This is a genomic window from Algoriphagus resistens (genome assembly GCF_001442615.1).
GTDB classification, from domain to species: Bacteria; Bacteroidota; Bacteroidia; order Cytophagales; family Cyclobacteriaceae; genus Algoriphagus; species Algoriphagus resistens.
In genome coordinates this window covers 525,998-540,623 of sequence record NZ_LMXN01000003.1, presented here as the reverse complement: position 1 = coordinate 540,623, position 14,626 = coordinate 525,998, and the positions used below count along the sequence as shown (strand labels likewise).

Genomic DNA, 14,626 nt, shown 5'->3' with positions numbered 1-14,626 from the left:
GGACACTTTTCTACCCGTCTTCAGCCCAATCATGCCACAGACGATGCGAAGGGGATTATGGCAAGTACCATCGATGGCCTGCTCTACGGTGTAGGCGATGCGGTGATCGGCATTAACCCGGTTTCGGATTCAGCAGAGACTACGCTTCGCTTACTGGAAATGCTGGAAAAGCTCCGTCTTCAATATGATATTCCCACCCAATCCTGCATCCTTTCCCATGTCACCACGACCTTGGAACTGATCAACAAGAAGGCTCCGGTCGATCTGATTTTTCAATCCATCGGAGGGACCGAAGCTACCAATACCAGTTTTGGTTTTAGTATGCATACTTTGGAAGAAGCTTTTCAGGCGGGAAAAGAATTGAACCGCGGGAGTATCGGGGACAACTTTATGTACTTCGAAACTGGACAGGGAAGTGCTCATTCTGCCAATGCCCACCATGGGGTGGATCAGCAAACCTGCGAAGTTCGTGCTTATGCCGTCGCCAAAAAATTTAAGCCCTTACTTGTCAATACCGTCGTGGGATTCATCGGTCCTGAATATCTCTACGATGGCAAACAAGTGATCCGGGCTGGATTGGAAGATCATTTTTGTGGTAAACTGATGGGCTTGCCCATGGGTTGTGATATCTGTTATACCAATCACATCGACGCGGATCAGGACGATATGGACAATCTGCTGACCCTGCTGGGTGTGGCCGGTTGCAATTTTATCATGGGTATCCCCGGTGCGGATGATGTGATGCTGAATTACCAAAGCACATCCTTTCACGATCAACTCTATATCCGACAGGTGTTGGGATTGAAAAGAGCACCGGAATTTGAAGAGTGGATGCACCATATGAACCTAACGGATGCTTCAGGAAAAGTTCTCGAGATTAATGGGAATAAACTATTGAACCTATGAGTGAAATGTCCAATCCATGGAAAAGGCTAAAAGACTTTACCGATGCCCGAATCGCTTTGGGAAGGACGGGCGGAAGCCTGAAAACTCAGGAATTGCTCCAGTTCAGGAAGGATCATGCCCTTGCCAAAGATGCCGTTTGGGCCAGTTTGGATACCAGTTCTCTGGAAGCTGAAATCCAGAATTTAAAACTTCCAAGCATCATTCTTACAAGTCAGGCAGAAAGTCGTGAATCTTATATCAAAAGGCCTGATTTGGGAAGAAAGCTTAGTAAGGAATCCATCGTAGCTATAAAAAACTCAACAACCGAAGCGACTGATATTTCCTTTATTCTGGCAGACGGATTGAGTGCCCATGCTATTTCTACACATGCAATCCAATTTTTACAAGAGTTTTTGATTAGAATCAAAGGACATTCCCTGGCACCTATTTCCATAGTGAAGCAAGGGAGAGTAGCCATCAGCGATGAAATAGGTGAACTGTTTTCCAGTAAAATTTCCATTATCCTGATCGGGGAAAGACCCGGTTTGAGCTCCCCCTACAGCATGGGGATATATTTGACATACAACCCAAAAGCAGGAAATACAGACGAAAAACGAAACTGCATTTCCAATATCCGAACAGGCGGTTTGCCTTATGTCTATGCAGCGGAAAAACTCGCTTTTTTATGCGCAGAAGCTCTGAGATTGAAACTTTCCGGTGTCCACTTGAAAGACACCTTTGATCCCCATCTCCTAAAAAATGAATCAGGAAAAAACTGAATTAAAACGAACGCTCGGGCCATTTATGCTTTGGGGTCTTGGCGTGGGTTATGTCATCTCTGGAATGTACTTCGGCTGGAACCTCGGTTTGGCAGAAGGAGGAACCCTCGGACTGGCAGTTGCCACCCTATTTATCATCATCATGTATGTCACATTTACCTTTAGCTATACGGAGATGGCCTGCGCCATTCCCAAAGCCGGAGGGGCTTTTGACTATGCTAGGTTAGGGCTGGGGAAAAACTGGGGGTTTCTAGCTGGAATGGCACAGAGCATAGAGTTTATTTTCGCCCCTCCGGCCATTGCAGCGGCCATTGGAGCCTATTTCAACGTGTTTTTCCCGGATATCAGTATTACCACCATTGCAATTACCGCTTATTTGATTTTTACGCTGATCAATATCTCCGGGGTGAAGTTTGCCGCCTATTTCGAACTGGTCATTACCATCATCGCAGTGGCTGAATTGCTGCTTTTTTCAGGAGTCAGTTTTACCGAATTTAAATTTGAAAACCTGACCCAAAATGCCCTACCGAATGGCTGGGGAGGAGCTTTTGCGGCTATACCCTTTGCAATCTGGTTTTTCCTCGCTATCGAAGGCGTAGCCAATGTGGCCGAGGAAGCCAAAAACCCCCAACGCAATATTCTGATCGGCTTCGGTTCAGCGATTTTCACTTTGGTGATTTTATGTCTGCTGACCTTCACTTCTTCTATCGGAGTGGCGGGATGGGAAACCATAGTCTATCCACCGGGAAGCACGGACGCCTCCGATTCTCCCCTTCCACTCGCCTTGGCCCAGATCGTAGGAGAAAGCAATATCCTGTATCACTTATTGATTACCGTCGGGCTTTTCGGGTTAGTAGCTTCCTTTCATGGGATTATCCTGGCAGCTGGGAGATCCACCTTGGAACTGGGAAGAGAGCGTTATGTAACTCCTTTTGTGGGGAAAGTGAATCCCAAAACCAAAACTCCTGTCAACGCACTTATCGTAAATATGGGCATAGGGATCTTGGCCTTGCTTACCGGCAAAACAGGTGAAATTATCACCATCGCATGCTTTGGTGCACTGACATTATACATCGTATCGATGATTGCTTTTTTTGCCTTGAGAAAAAACCATGCGGACTTGAAGCGTCCTTTCCGCGTTCCACTATTTCCTTATTTTCCTGCAGTTGCCCTGGCAATTGCTTTCATTGCCATGATCGCCATGAGCATTTACAACCTGACATTAATGGCTCTTTTCTGGGGATTGGTGGGTTTTGGGTATTTGAGTTTTCGCTGGTATCAGCGGGAGGGGTGAAATTTTACTTCATCCATGCTGCAATAAATACAATTACTATCTATATCGGAAGCATAAAGTTTTTGATGCCATTAGTTTTCAATGATAAGTAAAGACTCATTACATGTTGATTGGATTTCCAAAGTATCATCAGCCAACAGAAAGGCGAGAGTGTTAGCCGAACTCCGAAACGCTTTTAAGCGTTTGCAACAACCCACTTTATCCCCATCCCAGGATGAGTTTGTAACTGCGCCTCTTTATCCTTTCGAATTTACAATTTCTATTTTCAGTTATAGAAAGCGACGCCACCTACTTTCCCATAATCTTATTTCTGTGCAGCAACCCCCAAAAATGTAGCTCATCCAATACTTTTTCCAGGGACATCCCGTGTGGGGTAATTGAATACTGAACTTTGGGTGGAAAGGAATCAACTACTTCTCTGTTGATCAATAGATTGGTTTCAAGACTTTTTAATTCCTTGGACAAGGTTTTATCCGTGATTCCTGCTACTTCCCTGCTGATTTCCTTAAATCGTTTTGGACCTGCAGCCAAGGAAAATAAGATCAATAGTTTCCACTTTCCTTCTAAAGCCTCCAAGGCGTCTTTGATGGAAAGCATGGTTTTAGGACAACCTCCCTGTGCAATCATAGCTTCATTTTTTTGCAATACTATCCAAAGAGATAGCACTATCCACGAGGATAGTAATATCATTTGGAAAGCGAATTTATATAATCTTGTGGCACGCAAACAAACCGACTCACAGACTATGACAATTCCAAAAAGAGCTAAAGCCTTAAACATTTCCCTTTGGACAGTACAAATATTACTTTCCCTCACATTTATCTACGCAGGCTTCATGAAGCTATTTCTCCCAGCCGATCTGCCTTGGCCTTGGATTAAGGAAGAGCCAGAATTGGTATGGATATCAGGAATTGCTGATCTGTTAGCCGGACTGGGGTTGACCTTACCTCCCTTGCTTCGAATCCGTCCGATACTTACTGTTTATGCTGCTTTTGGAACCATCGCGCTTATGTTTTCTGCCATCCTATTTCATGTTTTGAGAGGAGAAGGCGACCAGATAGGGTTTACTGTTTTCATGCTGATTGCTGCAACATTTGTTGCCTGGGGCAGAGGGAAGAAATATCCTACTGAACTTCCTCATCACCCATTCAAGTAAAACAACTCATACTTCACCATTTTTAACAACCAAAAACCCAAACTATTTGAAACTCGGACGTTACTTTTAACTATGATTAAAAGCAAGATTCAAATTTTGGCAGGGCTAGGCATGGGCCTGCTAGTGATGGGATGCAATTCCTCATTGGTATTGACAGCTCCTCCTATTAGCTACACGGAAAGCAGCCCCAAAGTAGCCGAACTCACTGATCAGCAATCCAGACATTGGGGACATTTGGATTTACAAAAAGATACCGTCCCAGGAATGAGCGTGGATCGAGCGTATGCAGAACTTCTGAAAAAGAAAAAAGGCAAAGAGGTGATCGTGGCGGTGATTGATTCAGGCATTGACCTGGATCATGAGGACATCAAGGATATTCTTTGGACTAATACGGGTGAAAAGCCTGGAGACGGCATTGACAACGATGGAAATGGTTATATCGATGATATCCATGGCTACAATTTCCTGGGTGAATCCTACAACGAGCAAATGGAAATGGCCCGGATTCTTCGCTTAAAAATCGGGGATGAAGCCTATCAAGAAGCTGCACAGGAAAAGCTAAATGAAAAACTTCCTGAAGCCCAGGCAGCACTTCCACAACTCAAGCAGATCTATGCTATGGTGACCATGGCAGATAAAAATATCCAGGACGCTTTAGGGAAAGAGAATTATTCCCTTGCCGACTTAGAGGAATATCAACCCAAAAATACCCAAGAGGAAAGAACTGTGGGCATGTTGATGCAGGTAATCACCATGGGAGAGGAAATTCCAGCTGCGATCAAGGACCTTCAAGAAGGAATAAAGTATTATGAGACCCAGGTTAATTACAACCTGAATGTTGATTTCAATGGAAGAACTCCAGTAGGGGATGATCCTTACGATATTACAGATGACCAGTACGGCAATGGAAATCCGGATTCCAGAAATCCGGATGAAAGTCATGGTTCACATGTAACGGGGATCATCGCAGCCACCCGAAACAATAAAAAAGGAGTGGATGGAGTAGCCAGCAACGTTAAGATTATGTCTATCCGGGCCGTTCCCAATGGGGACGAATACGATAAGGATATTGCGCTGGCCATCCGGTATGCGGTCGACAATGGCGCTAAAGTCATCAATGCAAGTTTTGGAAAAGGATTTTCTCCAAATTCAGAATGGGTTTATGAAGCCATGAAATATGCCGCTTCCAAAGATGTGCTCTTTGTACATGCGGCTGGAAATGACGGCATTGATTTGGATTCTCCGGATAATCCGACATTTCCAAATGATCATCCTGAATCAAACACTCAGGAGTTTGTGGATAACTACCTTACAGTGGGAGCGCTCACTCCGGTCTTTGGGTCAGGTATGATCGCCGTTTTCTCTAATTACGGAAAGGAAAATGTGGACATTTTTGCCCCTGGAGATGAGATTTATTCAACTATGCCTGATGATTCCTATGAATTCCAGGGAGGCACCTCCATGGCTGCTCCGGCGGTCACTGGATTAGCCGCGATGATCAGATCATATTTCCCGGATCTAGATGCCACACAGGTAAAGAAAATCATTATGGAATCGGGAATTTCACCTAGTGTAAATGTCCAGCTAGGCGAATCAGAAAAATCCTTCTCGGAACTATCTAAATCTGGAAAAATTGCCAATCTGTACAATGCACTGATTTTGGCAAGTCAAGTGTCTAACGAGGGTTTTAGCTTATAAAAGTCCAATCCCGGTCCATAAAGAAGCCCAAACTTGAGAAATCAGGTTTGGGCTTCTTCCCTCATCGGTCTTCCAGCTTTTCAGCTGCAGGCAATCTTATTCACCCGATTCTGGTGTCTTCCCCCTTCGAAATCAGTGGTCAAGAAGATCTCAGCAAGCTTTTCTGCCAAATCATAGGAAACAAAACGGGCAGGAAGAGCTAAAACATTAGCATTGTTATGTTGTCTGGACAAAGCTGCCAGTTCCTCATTCCAACAAAGAGCAGCACGGATTCCCTGGTGTTTGTTGGCGGTAATCGCCACACCGTTTCCACTACCGCAGATCACCACTCCCAATTCATACTCGCCATTTTCGATGGCTGAACTCAAGGGATGTACGTAATCAGGATAATCCACTGAGGCATCAGAGAAAGGACCAAAATCCTTTACTTCATAACCCAACGATTCTAATTTACTGATCATTTTGGCTTTGTATTCAAAGCCTGCATGATCTCCTCCTATTGCTATTTTCTTTGCCATACTTACTACGACTTAAGATTGGAGACAGCAAAACGCAGAACGGCCCTTGCCCCTATCTTATCTCTGAATTCTATTTTCTTGCCTTCTCGGCTCTTAATTCTTGATACATGTCACTTGTCTAACGCTGGATTAAAGGGCATCCTCTATATCTTCCTTAGCTCTCTTAATCGCTCTTTTCTTCTCCAATCTCTTTGCAATCTGAATCCCAGCTTCATACAAAACCAGAATAGGCATTGCAATCAAGATTTGGCTGACCACATCCGGAGGTGTAATGATAGCTGACACTACCAAAATCACTACAATAGCGTGCCTTCTGTATGACCTCAACATACCCGAAGTCACCAAGCCTGACATCGCCAGGAAATAAACCACTACCGGAAGCTGAAACATGATCGCCGAAGCAAGAACCAACATCGTCAGGGTAGAAATATACGAAGTGATATCAAACTCATTTAGAATCGACGGATCCAGCTGGTAATTGGATAAGAAGTTGATCGAAAGGGGAGACAGGATAAAGTACCCAAAAGCAGCTCCCATAAAGAACAACATACTCACAAAGAAAACAGCTCCCCTTGCGGCATTCTTCTCCTGATCATACAATCCCGGACTGATAAACCTCCACACTTCCCAGAAGACAAAGGGAAACGAAGCGATAAAACCTACCACAAAACTTGAGGTCATGTGCATGGTAAACTGTCCTGTCATCTGCCTACTTTGGATCGTAAAAGGAAGTTCGTCAATACACAGAGCAGGCAATCCTACAACATCGCTAAGCTCACACAACCATCTATAGGTGACAAAATCAACCTTGGAAGGACCTAGGATTACTACTCCGAAAACAAAGCTTTTTGCCAGAAATGCTGCAACTGATAAAATCAGAATTGCCGCAACTGACCGAAGCAAATGCCAACGCAATGCTTCTAAATGGTCCAAAAAGGACATCCCTTCTTCTTCCTCTTCTTCTTGGTATTGATCTAATGCCACGGGTGGTATCTAAATTCTAGTACAATGGAAATTGATTCATCCAGGCGTTCACTTCGCTGCGGATGTTTGCCAACTCGGCCTCATTCTCATGGTTTCTCAAAGCTCTGTCGATCAAGTTGACAATCTTCACCATGTCATCTTCCTTCAAACCTCTGGTGGTAATCGCTGCTGTACCGATCCTCATTCCCGACGTAACAAACGGAGATTTAGTATCAAATGGAACCATGTTTTTATTGATGGTAATATCCACTTTCCCCAGGGTCTGTTCTGCAATTTTGCCGGTAAGGTCTTTATTTCTAAGATCGATAAGCATCATGTGATTGTCCGTACCTCCAGAGATAATCTGATATCCCAGACTTACGAACTGATCAGCCATTACGGATGCATTCTTTTTCACCTGAAGCACATAGTGCATGTATTCGTCAGAAAGGCACTCCTGAAAAGCAATGGCTTTAGCAGCAATGATATGCTCCAAAGGACCTCCTTGAGTCCCTGGGAATACCCCCATATCCAACAATGCGGACATCTTCTTGATCTCCCCTTTTGGAGTAGTCAATCCCCAAGGGTTGTCAAAGTCTTCACGCATCATGATCAACCCGCCTCTAGGCCCTCTTAGTGTCTTGTGCGTGGTAGTAGTCACAATATGGCAGTGATCCAATGGATCATTCAATAATCCTTTAGCGATCAATCCCGATGGATGAGAGATGTCTGCCAAGAGAATCGCCCCAACCTGGTCTGCAATCTCTCTCAATCGTGCATAATCCCAATCTCTGGAATAAGCCGAAGCACCGCAGATAATTACTTTTGGAGAAACTTCCAATGCCTTTTCCTCTACTTTGTCGTAGTTGATTCTTCCAGTTTCTTCCTCTACTCCGTAGAAATGAGGCTCATAGAGTTTTCCGGAGAAATTCACAGGGGAGCCATGCGTCAAGTGACCGCCATGGGAAAGATCAAACCCTAAAATAGGATCACCAGCTTTCAAACATGCCAATAACACTGCTGCATTTGCCTGCGCACCCGAATGAGGCTGAACATTGGCCCAGGTAGCGCCGAAAAGCTCTTTGGCTCTGTCGATTGCCAGCTGCTCGATCTTATCCACTACCTCACAACCGCCATAGTAGCGCTTGCCCGGAAGACCTTCAGCATATTTGTTTGTCAGCACGCTGCCCGCGGCTTCCATCACTTGTTTGCTAGTGAAGTTTTCAGAAGCAATCAGTTCGATGCCTCTCTTTTGTCTGTCTTCTTCTTCGTTGATCAAATCGAAAACAAGCGAATCTCTTTTCATAATCAGGGGTTTGAAAGCCAATTTTTATGGAACGGTAGCCAAATGGCTTACCTGCAAATGTGCCCAAAAATAGTCTGAAAGTCCCGATTATCCAATCCAAAAATAGGATTGGGATTCTCAATCATTAGGAATTGCTATTTTTGGCTGATGATTGATTTCAAATTTCACCCAGAAACTTATTTTACGAATGAAACTACCTCTGTTTTATTGGTGAAAATGAATTATCCTGAGAGTCAATGGGGAGAGCAAATCAGTATTTATGCGCACTGCTTAGACGGAAAAATCCAGTTTGAAGCGGTTGACTTCTATGGAAATGAATACATGCTTTATCCTTCATCGAGCTTTGAAGCCCTAAGCATGGAAGATATGGTGTATCTACTGGAGGGTATGCAGGTAAATACAGATCTGATGGAGGGTAATATGGAATTAATCCTGGATGGAATTCCGGAAGTCCAAAGTGACTTTTACCCAGAACTAGGTAAATATTTTGAGGAAAAAAGAAAAAATTTTGGATTGGATTAGAAATCTAGCAAGGCATGCTTTTGCTCAGATACCTGATGTGTACGAAACCAATACTCGTACGTTTCGAAATCCAGACAATCGCTAAATTCAGTTCCTTGAAACATAACTTTCTTCAAACAGCTAATCGGAAGCCATGATTTCAGGTTTGTAGCTTGCTCTTTTGAAAGCTGCGAAAGCTGAATCCATTTTCTTCCATTGATAAAAATAGGTATTAGTTTAGTCATAGAATTTAGGTTATCCGAATCAAAAGTATACTGATAATCAGCAAAGTAAAAATATATATAATTATTTTTATGTTACGAAAAAAAGCATTGGATAAAAGTCAGCTATGGTAGGGGCTTCTATTGCATTTATTAGCCTTTTATTAGGGCTTTTTCTCCAGAAACAAGCTAATCTCCCGCTTGAAAAAATCACCAAATGGGTAAATGCTTATTTGTTGAATATTGTACTTCCTGCACTTGCATTACTTTATATTCCACAAATAGATCCCCAATGGGCATTACTCTTACCCATATCCTCGGCCTGGTTTACCTTTCTGCTTTCTTGGCTGATTTTCGGGTTGCTGGGCAGGTTATTAAAATGGGATATGCAGACCACCGGTTGTTTGGTGATTGTCGCAGGACTGGCAAACACTTCCTTCTTAGGATTCCCGGTGGTAGAAGGACTCTATGGGAAGCAAGCTTTACCTATAGCACTCCTGATAGATCAAGGAGGATCCTTTTTGCTTGTTTCTTCCCTTGCAATTTTAGTAGGTTCTATCTATTCCCATAAAGAAGGAAACTTGAGTGAAATCCCACTCAAAATCCTTCGTTTCCCACCCTTCTCCTTTTTATTGATCACCATAGCGATGAGCATTTTGGGATGGAGGACTCCAGAGTTTATCATTCCCATAGTTTCGATGATCGGAAAAACCATGGCTCCCATGGCGATTTTTGCCATTGGCCTAAAATTCTCCATAGATTTCGAGTCACTCAGTTCCAAATTTTATTGGTTGGGAATGGGCTATCGCCTTATTCTTGCCCCTTTGATGGTTTGGTTGATCTACAGAAATTTCCTGCCGGAAAGTAGCCTAGAATTCAAAGTGACCGTCCTTGAGAGTGGTATGGCTCCCATGATCACGGGATCTATTGTAGCCATCCAATACGACCTCAAACCTAAACTTGCCACACTTCTTGCCGGACTGGGGATCCCAATCTCTATCGTAACTATCTTGTTCTGGTACTATTTCATGGGTTAGCTAAGCCCAAGCCTTTTTAAGGTCAGTTAAGATTTCTTCATGAATTTTCTCATTGGTGGCCAAAATTTCCCTTCCAAACACAAAATCTCTTCCACCGGAAAAATCAGTCACTTTGCCTCCAGCTTCCTCTACGATCAGCGTGCCGGCCGCAACATCGTAGGAGTTTAGATTGTATTCAAAAAAACCCTCAACACGTCCCGCAGCAACATAGCACAAATCAACAGCAGCACTCCCAAACCGGCGTGCACCATGAGAAGATTTCATCAATGACTTTAAGGCGGCTAAGTATTTATCAATCAAATCGAAATTGTAATACGGAAATCCTGTGGCAATCAGCGATTCAGAAAGTGTCCCAGCTGAACTTACTCTGATAGGCGTGTCGTTACAGAAGGCTCCTCCACCCTTCATTGCGTAGAAGCATTCATGAAGATTCACTTCGTAAATCACTCCCAACACCACTTCGCTACGCTCCATTAATGCTATACTTACTGAAAATATGGGAACTCCATGGATAAAATTGGTAGTACCGTCCAGCGGGTCTATTACCCAGTTGAATTCTTCTGCCTGGGTAGTATTGGTGCCTTCTTCGGTAATGAAGCCCGCCTCAGGTAAAATTTGAGACAGCTTGTTGACAATTATCTTTTCAGCCTCCTTATCCACATAAGATACAAGGTCATTGAAGCCCTTGTGTTCTACTTTGGCCAGATCGAAATGTTGCCTCTCCCTACGGATAAAAGCGCCCGCTTCTTTGGCTATTCCCTGAGTTTGCTCTAAAAGCTGTGTAAGTCTTTCTGTTGAAATCATAAAAGTTAGTTGTAATACTTTCAGGCTTTAGGGTTCTTACCTGCCACGGTAAGGACAAATTCGCCTTTAAGTGTATTGGTCTGATAATATTCTATTAACTCCGCTAATGTGCCCCTGACGTTCTCCTCGTGGAGCTTCGTAAGCTCACGGGAGACACAAGCCTGCCTGTCGGCACCAAAAGCCTCAGCAAGCTGTCCTAAAGTCTTTAATAAACGATGGGGAGACTCATAAAAAATAATAGTCCGTACCTCCTCCATCAATCCGTCGATCCTTGTCTTTCTTCCCTTTTTATGGGGTAAAAACCCTTCGAAAACAAATCGATCATTTGGAAGTCCACTATTCACTAATGCCGGAACAAATGCTGTGGCTCCCGGAAGGCACTGCACATCCAATCCTGCGGCAAGTACTTCTCTCACCAGTAGAAAACCTGGATCTGATATAGCTGGTGTACCCGCATCGCTGATCAAGGCAAACACTTCTCCCTTATTCATCCGCTCTACGAGCTTTTCTACGGTCTTATGCTCATTGAAAATATGATAACTCTGTAGGGGCCTGGAGATTTCCAGATGTTTGAGCAATTGGCCACTGGTGCGCGTGTCCTCTGCCAGTATGACATCAGCGGTTTTGAGCACCTCTATTGCACGAAGCGTTATATCCTTCAGATTACCAATGGGTGTAGGCACGAGAAACAAGTTCGGAGAATTTTCGCTCATGCGATTACCTCATCAATGGCTTTGGCCAGGGCATGATCTTTTTTGGTCACGGTATCTCCTGCATCATGTGTAGTCAATTCGATTTCTACCGTATTATATACATTGCTCCAATTAGGATGATGTTGCATCCCCTCAGCCAAAAATGCCACGCGGGTCATAAATGCAAAAGCCTCCTGAAAATTGGCAAATTTGAATGTTTTCTTCAGCCTATTATCTTCTTCTTTCCACATAAGTCAATGCTTTTTAAAGTGATATTAATCCTTCTATTTTGGCAGCTTGCTCATAGATCTTAATAATCTGATCAGCACTTTGCATCATAGCTTGAGCAGTTGTACTCACATATTTACCGCCAGAACTCGCTTTGGTAGTTATTTCATGCTTCGGAAATAGGGCAGCTACCTCATCTTCCTTTCCGTTCGGAACTATAAATTTAAACATATAAAGCTGAGGAAACTCCCCACTTGCCTCTAATTTCTCTTTAAAGTTTTCTTTGTCGAATTTCTGTTTGTCCATAGCAGAATGTGATCAGCACATTAAATTTCGAATATAAATAAAGAACCCATGCTATCTGGCATGGGTTCCGAATCTAGTTTCTATTAAAAGAATTTATATCGATAGTCTTTGACCCCTGCCAGATCTTGAAGAGCCATCATGACTGAGTATGTCGTTCGCTGTGAAGCATTCTGAGTCAACTGACCTTGGTAGGAAGAATAATCACCTATTTCAGCAGCCGGGGTCAATGCATTTAATTTTCCTACGATCACACCTACGTCTTCACGAATAGGTTGGGTGATTTCCCCTTGCTGTATGCCAAAGATTGCACCGATAGCGCGTGGGGCGAACCCAACACCGGGAATTACATTGGCACTTAGCTTCAAATCAGGAATCTCATTCACAGAAGCTTCAGAAGGGAAAACAGCTTTCATTTCTTCCAAAGAAGTTTTTCCGGCAAGCTTGGATTTAATTACTTCAGCTTTTTTCTCATTTCTAACCTGAGCTTCTATTTGCTCTTTCACGTCTTCCAACTTCACATCTCCTTCATCACGTTTGCTCACAAGAGTAGCAACTACATAGGCATTGTCCAATTCAAAAACAGTGGAAACTTCACCGGTAGAAGTATCATCTGCAAATGCCCAGCGAATTACTTCTCTGGCATTTTGAAGATTGTTGATATTTCTGGCGTTTGCATCTACGTTATTTGCCTGTAGGATTCTATAATTTTCAGCAGTGGCATTTTCAGTAAACTCATTTCTGTTGCCCGCATCTGCAGCAAAAGCATCAGCATTCCTGAAAGCTTCATTTCTAGTAGCATCGCTAGCAACCAATTCCACTTCTAAAGAGGCCACTTTGGTATAGGTGCTCTTAGGCATCTCGGTCACTTTCACAATATGATAGCCGTACTCTGTTTCTACTAAGTCAGCTAGCAATCCGGTGGATTTTGCCGCGTAAGCAGCATTTGCGAATTCTGTTACAAAGTCCTCTTTGGCAAACCAGCCCAAATCCCCACCTGTCTGTGCAGTACCATCCTGACCATATTGCCTTGCGGCTACCTCAAAGTTTCCATCGGCTTTTACCTGGGCAAGAACCGTCTCTGCCTGAGCTTTTACCCCAGCTTTCGCAGCATCGTCCATTCCTTCCGTACTAAATAGGATGTGCGAGGCTCTTATCCTCGGTGTGCCTTCATACTGATCGGAGATCTTGTATGACACATACGTAGAGTTCGTAGTAATAAATGGTCCATACGTCTGACCTACCTGAATTTCAGAAACGTTACTGGTCAAATTAGCAGGAAGTTCATCCCCCGGTCTCACCGTCAAATATGGGGAGGGAGCATCTGAATTTCTCAATACAAAAAGAGAATCATTTTCAGCAGCCTTCAGTTCTTCAGTCAATTCGTTAATCTGAGAAATAACTTCCGCAGAATCTATTCCGCTTGGTTGAATACTAAAGCTTACATACTCCAGACTTGCCGCATTTCCAGATTTGAATTTGCTTTTGTTCTTAGTCAAATAGGTCTGCATGTCACTTTCCGAAACGGTGACATCAGCATCAGGTACTGCGTAAAAAGGAACGAAAAGAATGGAAGCATCTGCAATGGTATTTGCCGCCTGGTACTCTGCCTTAGCTTCAGCCTGGGTAGCAAACTCAGAAGTTGCCAACATATTATCATACTTGATTCTCAATCTAGAGTCAGCAAAAAGCTGCTCTTGCTGATTCCAGTATGCCTGCTGCGCAGGATCTGCCGTTTCCAGTGATTGAAGGAAAGTAACCAACTGGCTTTTGTCAAATTGGCCCGTTTCAGGATTCACCAGTTGCTGACGTAGTTCCGGAACAATGTTTTTGCCCTGAACCATATCTACCAATTCGGCATCCGAAATCGTCAAACCCAATTTTTCATATTCTTCTTTGAAAACACGCTCAACAATCATAGACTGCCACGCCTGCTCTCTGATGGAGTACATTTCCGGTTCAGAGGGAGCTCTTCCTGTTCTCTGCTGATTGGCAATTTTGTATTCTTCTATCCGGGCCATGTACTCTTCGTAGGTGATGTCTTCACCTGCAATCTCGCCCACGATATTTTGACTGGAATTGAGAAGTGTGGAATTCGGACTTAATAGATCTCCTCCCAGGAGGAATAAGATTAATCCGCCGGCAATTACGCCGATCAATAGACCTGTCCTTTGTCTAATTTGTTTAATTAACGCCATTATTGTTACTACGCTTTTTTAGAGTGTCGCAAAATAATAGCTT

The 14,626-nt window shown here is 43.5% G+C and carries 17 protein-coding genes; 7 read left to right on the top strand and 10 right to left on the bottom strand.

Annotated features, from left to right (window positions below):
• The 3 genes from eutB to eat all read left to right on the top strand — a co-directional run.
• A partial coding sequence (gene eutB / locus AS141_RS08580) for an ethanolamine ammonia-lyase subunit EutB (protein ID WP_057937221.1) occupies window positions 1–906 on the top strand: 906 nt, incomplete at its 5' end.
• Window positions 903–1,664 (top strand): ethanolamine ammonia-lyase subunit EutC, encoded by a 762-nt coding sequence (eutC, locus tag AS141_RS08575; RefSeq protein ID WP_057937220.1) that lies wholly within the window; start codon window positions 903–905, stop codon window positions 1,662–1,664. The genes eutB and eutC, both read left to right, overlap by 4 nt.
• On the top strand, window positions 1,645–2,958 hold the full coding sequence (gene eat / locus AS141_RS08570; RefSeq protein ID WP_057937219.1) for an ethanolamine permease: 1,314 nt from the start codon (window positions 1,645–1,647) through the stop codon (window positions 2,956–2,958). Before eutC ends, eat begins: the two co-directional genes overlap by 20 nt.
• Before the next feature lie 288 nt (window positions 2,959–3,246).
• On the opposite strand, the gene AS141_RS08565 is transcribed toward eat, so the two are convergent.
• A complete protein-coding gene (locus tag AS141_RS08565; RefSeq protein ID WP_317043018.1) occupies window positions 3,247–3,648 on the bottom strand; it encodes a winged helix-turn-helix transcriptional regulator in 402 nt (133 codons plus the stop codon).
• 55 nt (window positions 3,649–3,703) lie between these two features.
• Here AS141_RS08565 and AS141_RS08560 point away from each other — a divergent pair, with 55 nt between their 5' ends.
• Both AS141_RS08560 and AS141_RS08555 read left to right on the top strand, forming a co-directional pair.
• Window positions 3,704–4,114: a DoxX family protein gene (locus tag AS141_RS08560; RefSeq protein WP_057937252.1), complete on the top strand. Its 411-nt coding sequence runs from the start codon at window positions 3,704–3,706 to the stop codon at window positions 4,112–4,114.
• A gap of 72 nt (window positions 4,115–4,186) precedes the next feature.
• The gene (locus AS141_RS08555; protein ID WP_057937217.1) at window positions 4,187–5,812 is read left to right on the top strand and encodes a S8 family peptidase; all 1,626 of its coding nucleotides are present in this window, start codon (window positions 4,187–4,189) and stop codon (window positions 5,810–5,812) included.
• 80 nt (window positions 5,813–5,892) lie between these two features.
• Here the strand turns inward: AS141_RS08555 and rpiB are convergent, their stop codons facing one another.
• From rpiB to AS141_RS08540, 3 genes are all read right to left on the bottom strand, one after another.
• Window positions 5,893–6,330: a ribose 5-phosphate isomerase B gene (gene rpiB / locus AS141_RS08550; RefSeq protein ID WP_057937216.1), complete on the bottom strand. Its 438-nt coding sequence runs from the start codon at window positions 6,328–6,330 to the stop codon at window positions 5,893–5,895.
• 129 nt (window positions 6,331–6,459) lie between these two features.
• The gene (gene tatC / locus AS141_RS08545) at window positions 6,460–7,314 is read right to left on the bottom strand and encodes a twin-arginine translocase subunit TatC (protein WP_057937215.1); all 855 of its coding nucleotides are present in this window, start codon (window positions 7,312–7,314) and stop codon (window positions 6,460–6,462) included.
• Window positions 7,315–7,330: 16 nt separating this feature from the next.
• Window positions 7,331–8,599, bottom strand: coding sequence for a serine hydroxymethyltransferase (locus tag AS141_RS08540; protein WP_057937214.1), 1,269 nt, complete (start codon window positions 8,597–8,599; stop codon window positions 7,331–7,333).
• Window positions 8,600–8,746: 147 nt separating this feature from the next.
• Here AS141_RS08540 and AS141_RS08535 point away from each other — a divergent pair, with 147 nt between their 5' ends.
• Window positions 8,747–9,121, top strand: a complete 375-nt coding sequence (locus tag AS141_RS08535) for a hypothetical protein (RefSeq protein ID WP_057937213.1) — start codon at window positions 8,747–8,749, stop codon at window positions 9,119–9,121.
• Here AS141_RS08535 and AS141_RS08530 read toward each other — a convergent pair.
• The gene (locus tag AS141_RS08530; RefSeq protein WP_057937212.1) at window positions 9,118–9,345 is read right to left on the bottom strand and encodes a hypothetical protein; all 228 of its coding nucleotides are present in this window, start codon (window positions 9,343–9,345) and stop codon (window positions 9,118–9,120) included. The genes AS141_RS08535 and AS141_RS08530 overlap by 4 nt on opposite strands.
• Before the next feature lie 104 nt (window positions 9,346–9,449).
• Between AS141_RS08530 and AS141_RS08525 the strand changes: the two genes are divergently transcribed.
• Window positions 9,450–10,358: an AEC family transporter gene (locus AS141_RS08525; protein ID WP_057937211.1), complete on the top strand. Its 909-nt coding sequence runs from the start codon at window positions 9,450–9,452 to the stop codon at window positions 10,356–10,358.
• Here the strand turns inward: AS141_RS08525 and AS141_RS08520 are convergent, their stop codons facing one another.
• From AS141_RS08520 to AS141_RS08500, 5 genes are all read right to left on the bottom strand, one after another.
• Complete coding sequence (locus AS141_RS08520) at window positions 10,359–11,162, bottom strand: inositol monophosphatase family protein (RefSeq protein WP_057937210.1); 804 nt, start codon at window positions 11,160–11,162, stop codon at window positions 10,359–10,361.
• A 20-nt stretch (window positions 11,163–11,182) separates the two neighbouring features.
• A complete protein-coding gene (gene rsmI / locus AS141_RS08515; protein ID WP_057937209.1) occupies window positions 11,183–11,875 on the bottom strand; it encodes a 16S rRNA (cytidine(1402)-2'-O)-methyltransferase in 693 nt (230 codons plus the stop codon).
• On the bottom strand, window positions 11,872–12,105 hold the full coding sequence (locus AS141_RS08510) for a 4a-hydroxytetrahydrobiopterin dehydratase (protein WP_057937208.1): 234 nt from the start codon (window positions 12,103–12,105) through the stop codon (window positions 11,872–11,874). Before AS141_RS08510 ends, rsmI begins: the two co-directional genes overlap by 4 nt.
• 13 nt (window positions 12,106–12,118) lie before the next feature.
• Window positions 12,119–12,388, bottom strand: a complete 270-nt coding sequence (locus tag AS141_RS08505) for a DUF493 family protein (protein ID WP_057937207.1) — start codon at window positions 12,386–12,388, stop codon at window positions 12,119–12,121.
• 83 nt (window positions 12,389–12,471) lie between these two features.
• Entirely contained in the window at window positions 12,472–14,583 is a 2,112-nt protein-coding gene (locus AS141_RS08500) for a peptidylprolyl isomerase (protein WP_057937206.1), read from the bottom strand.
• Window positions 14,584–14,626 lie beyond the last annotated feature (43 nt).

Coding starts and splice junctions, on each gene's coding strand:
- eutC (WP_057937220.1), top strand. CDS start 903: ATGAGTGAAATGTCCAATCCATGGAAAAGGCTAAAAGACTTTACCGAT.
- eat (WP_057937219.1), top strand. CDS start 1,645: ATGAATCAGGAAAAAACTGAATTAAAACGAACGCTCGGGCCATTTATG.
- AS141_RS08565 (WP_317043018.1), bottom strand. CDS start 3,648: ATGATATTACTATCCTCGTGGATAGTGCTATCTCTTTGGATAGTATTG.
- AS141_RS08560 (WP_057937252.1), top strand. CDS start 3,704: ATGACAATTCCAAAAAGAGCTAAAGCCTTAAACATTTCCCTTTGGACA.
- AS141_RS08555 (WP_057937217.1), top strand. CDS start 4,187: ATGATTAAAAGCAAGATTCAAATTTTGGCAGGGCTAGGCATGGGCCTG.
- rpiB (WP_057937216.1), bottom strand. CDS start 6,330: ATGGCAAAGAAAATAGCAATAGGAGGAGATCATGCAGGCTTTGAATAC.
- AS141_RS08540 (WP_057937214.1), bottom strand. CDS start 8,599: ATGAAAAGAGATTCGCTTGTTTTCGATTTGATCAACGAAGAAGAAGAC.
- AS141_RS08535 (WP_057937213.1), top strand. CDS start 8,747: ATGATTGATTTCAAATTTCACCCAGAAACTTATTTTACGAATGAAACT.
- AS141_RS08530 (WP_057937212.1), bottom strand. CDS start 9,345: ATGACTAAACTAATACCTATTTTTATCAATGGAAGAAAATGGATTCAG.
- AS141_RS08525 (WP_057937211.1), top strand. CDS start 9,450: ATGGTAGGGGCTTCTATTGCATTTATTAGCCTTTTATTAGGGCTTTTT.
- AS141_RS08520 (WP_057937210.1), bottom strand. CDS start 11,162: ATGATTTCAACAGAAAGACTTACACAGCTTTTAGAGCAAACTCAGGGA.
- rsmI (WP_057937209.1), bottom strand. CDS start 11,875: ATGAGCGAAAATTCTCCGAACTTGTTTCTCGTGCCTACACCCATTGGT.
- AS141_RS08510 (WP_057937208.1), bottom strand. CDS start 12,105: ATGTGGAAAGAAGAAGATAATAGGCTGAAGAAAACATTCAAATTTGCC.
- AS141_RS08505 (WP_057937207.1), bottom strand. CDS start 12,388: ATGGACAAACAGAAATTCGACAAAGAAAACTTTAAAGAGAAATTAGAG.
- AS141_RS08500 (WP_057937206.1), bottom strand. CDS start 14,583: ATGGCGTTAATTAAACAAATTAGACAAAGGACAGGTCTATTGATCGGC.